At 53.5% G+C, this 3,030-nt stretch carries 2 rRNA genes; both read right to left on the bottom strand.

The features are described 5' to 3' along the window. Positions 1 to 160: 160 nt before the first annotated feature. Positions 161 to 275 (bottom strand): 5S ribosomal RNA (gene rrf / locus NKI21_RS32280). Positions 276 to 548: 273 nt separating this feature from the next. Then, a 23S ribosomal RNA gene (locus tag NKI21_RS32275) occupies positions 549 to 3,030 on the bottom strand; the annotation flags it as partial.

The raw sequence follows: 3,030 nt of genomic DNA, 5'->3' as shown, positions 1-3,030 counted from the left end.
TTGCTTGCTTTTTTTGTGTAAGCCGAGGCCTACAGATAGGTATATGGCTGACCAAATGAAAGGGCCGCTTACGCGGCCCGTGATCCCTTGGCGGGCCATTTCATAAAGAGAAGATTTCTCTCACATCCGATTGGATGTGAGTTCAACGTGCGTTTGGCAGACCTGGCAGCGACCTACTCTCCCGCGTCTTGAGACGAAGTACCATCAGCGCTGGAGCGTTTCACGGCCGAGTTCGGAATGGGATCGGGTGCAGCCGCTCCGCCATAACCACCAGGTCGGCAAAACGCACGTTGTTCGAGAAGCTTTTTTGAGCGAATAGCCAATAGTGAGTAGCGAATAGGGACCCTATTTGCTGCTTTCTCTGAGCTGTTCGCTGGTCTTTTTTGTGCCTTTACAGTTCTTTTGGTCCTGGCGCCTTTCGAAGCGAAGCTTCGCAAGGTCGACCGACCGTCGGCGCTGATGCGCCGCACCCACGTAGCGCCGCCCGCAGGGCGGAACAAGCGTGAGTGAGAACATCTGACTTTGTCAGATGAGCATAAGGAATGAGAACGATCAAGCCGATCGAACTATTAGTACCGGTAAGCTTCAAGCGTTGCCGCTCTTCCACACCCGGCCTATCAACGTGGTCGTCTTCCACGGTTCTCAGGGAATACTCGTTTTAAGGTGGGTTTCCCGCTTAGATGCCTTCAGCGGTTATCCCGTCCGGATATAGCTACCCTGCTATGCGGCTGGCGCCACAACAGGTCCACCAGAGATCCGTCCATCCCGGTCCTCTCGTACTAGGGACAGATCCTTTCAATATTCCTACACCCACGGCAGATAGGGACCGAACTGTCTCACGACGTTCTGAACCCAACTCACGTACCGCTTTAAATGGCGAACAGCCATACCCTTGGGACCTGCTCCAGCCCCAGGATGCGATGAGTCGACATCGAGGTGCCAAACAACCCCGTCGATATGGACTCTTGGGGGTCATCAGCCTGTTATCCCCGGCGTACCTTTTATCCGTTGAGCGATGGCCCTTCCACGCGGGACCACCGGATCACTATGACCGACTTTCGTCTCTGCTCGACTTGTCAGTCTCGCAGTCAGGCAGGCTTATGCCATTGCACTCAGCGAACGATTTCCGACCGTTCTGAGCCCACCATCGCGCGCCTCCGTTACTCTTTAGGAGGCGACCGCCCCAGTCAAACTACCCACCATACATTGTCCCGGACCCGGATAACGGGCCGCGGTTAGACATCCATAGTAATAAGGGTGGTATTTCAAGGGTGGCTCCACCTGAGCTGGCGCCCAGGTTTCAAAGCCTACCACCTATCCTACACATGCCACTACGAATGCCAATGTAAAGCTATAGTAAAGGTGCACGGGGTCTTTCCGTCTAACCGCAGGAACCCCGCATCTTCACGGGGAATTCAATTTCACTGAGTCTATGCTGGAGACAGCGGGGAAGTCGTTACGCCATTCGTGCAGGTCGGAACTTACCCGACAAGGAATTTCGCTACCTTAGGACCGTTATAGTTACGGCCGCCGTTTACTGGGGCTTCGATTCAGAGCTTGCACCCCTCCTCTTAACCTTCCAGCACCGGGCAGGCGTCAGACCCTATACGTCGTCTTGCGACTTCGCAGAGCCCTGTGTTTTTGATAAACAGTCGCTACCCCCTGGTCTGTGCCACCCTCCTCTACTTGCGTAGAAAAGGGTCACGCTTCTTCCGAAGTTACGCGTGCAATTTGCCGAGTTCCTTCAGCATAGTTCTCTCAAGCGCCTTGGTATACTCTACCAGACCACCAGTGTCGGTTTCGGGTACGGTTTATAAGGAGGAGCTATTTCCTGGAACCACGCAGCAGCCCGTTCAATCCGATAAGATTGGACTACCTCAATGATCCGTCACTACCTCCAAGCCCACGAATATTAACGTGGTTCCCATCGACTACGCGTTTCCGCCTCGTCTTAGGGGCCGGCTAACCCTGCTCAGATTAGCTTTAAGCAGGAACCCTTGGTCTTTCGGCGGGGGAGTCTCTCACTCCCCTTACGTTACTCATGTCAGCATTCGCACTTCTGATACCTCCACCACCCCTCACGGGTATGGCTTCATCAGCTTACAGAACGCTCCGCTACCGCTTGGCCCTTGCGGACCAAACCCTAAGCTTCGGTGTATGGCTTTAGCCCCGTTACATTTTCGGCGCAAAGACCCTTATTTAGACCAGTGAGCTGTTACGCTTTCTTTAAATGATGGCTGCTTCTAAGCCAACATCCTGGTTGTTTTGGGATCCTCACATCCTTTCCCACTTAGCCATAACTTGGGGACCTTAGCTGTAGGTCAGGGTTGTTTCCCTTTTCACGACGGACGTTAGCACCCGCCGTGTGTCTGCCGACTAGTACTCCCAGGTATTCGGAGTTTGGTTAGGTTTGGTAATCCGGTGAGGACCCCTAGCCCATCCAGTGCTCTACCCCCTGGGGTATTCGGTCGACGCTCTACCTAAATAGATTTCGCGGAGAACCAGCTATTTCCGAGTTTGATTGGCCTTTCACCCCTAGCCACAAGTCATCCCGAACTATTGCAACAGTTATGGGTTCGGTCCTCCAGTAAGTGTTACCTTACCTTCAACCTGCTCATGGCTAGATCACTCGGTTTCGGGTCTAATGCGACGAACTGAACGCCCTATTCAGACTCGCTTTCGCTGCGCCTACACCTAGCGGTTTAAGCTTGCTCGTCACACTAAGTCGCTGACCCATTATACAAAAGGTACGTGGTCACCCAGGACGAACCTTGGGCTTCCACTGTTTGTAGGCAATCGGTTTCAGGTACTCTTTCACTCCCCTTGTCGGGGTGCTTTTCACCTTTCCCTCACGGTACTAGTTCGCTATCGGTCATGCACGAGTACTTAGGCTTGGAGGGTGGTCCCCCCAATTTCAGACAGGATTTCACGTGTCCCGCCTTACTCGAGGACGATTGATTGCATTACGCGTACGGGGCTGTCACCCACTATGGCCCTACTTTCCAGAAGGTTCCGCTTGTCTCTCAATCG

The organism is Mesorhizobium sp. M0715, assembly GCF_040320355.1.
In the GTDB taxonomy this organism is placed as follows: Bacteria; Pseudomonadota; Alphaproteobacteria; order Rhizobiales; family Rhizobiaceae; genus Mesorhizobium.
This window is presented reverse-complemented; position numbering and strand designations above follow the sequence as displayed.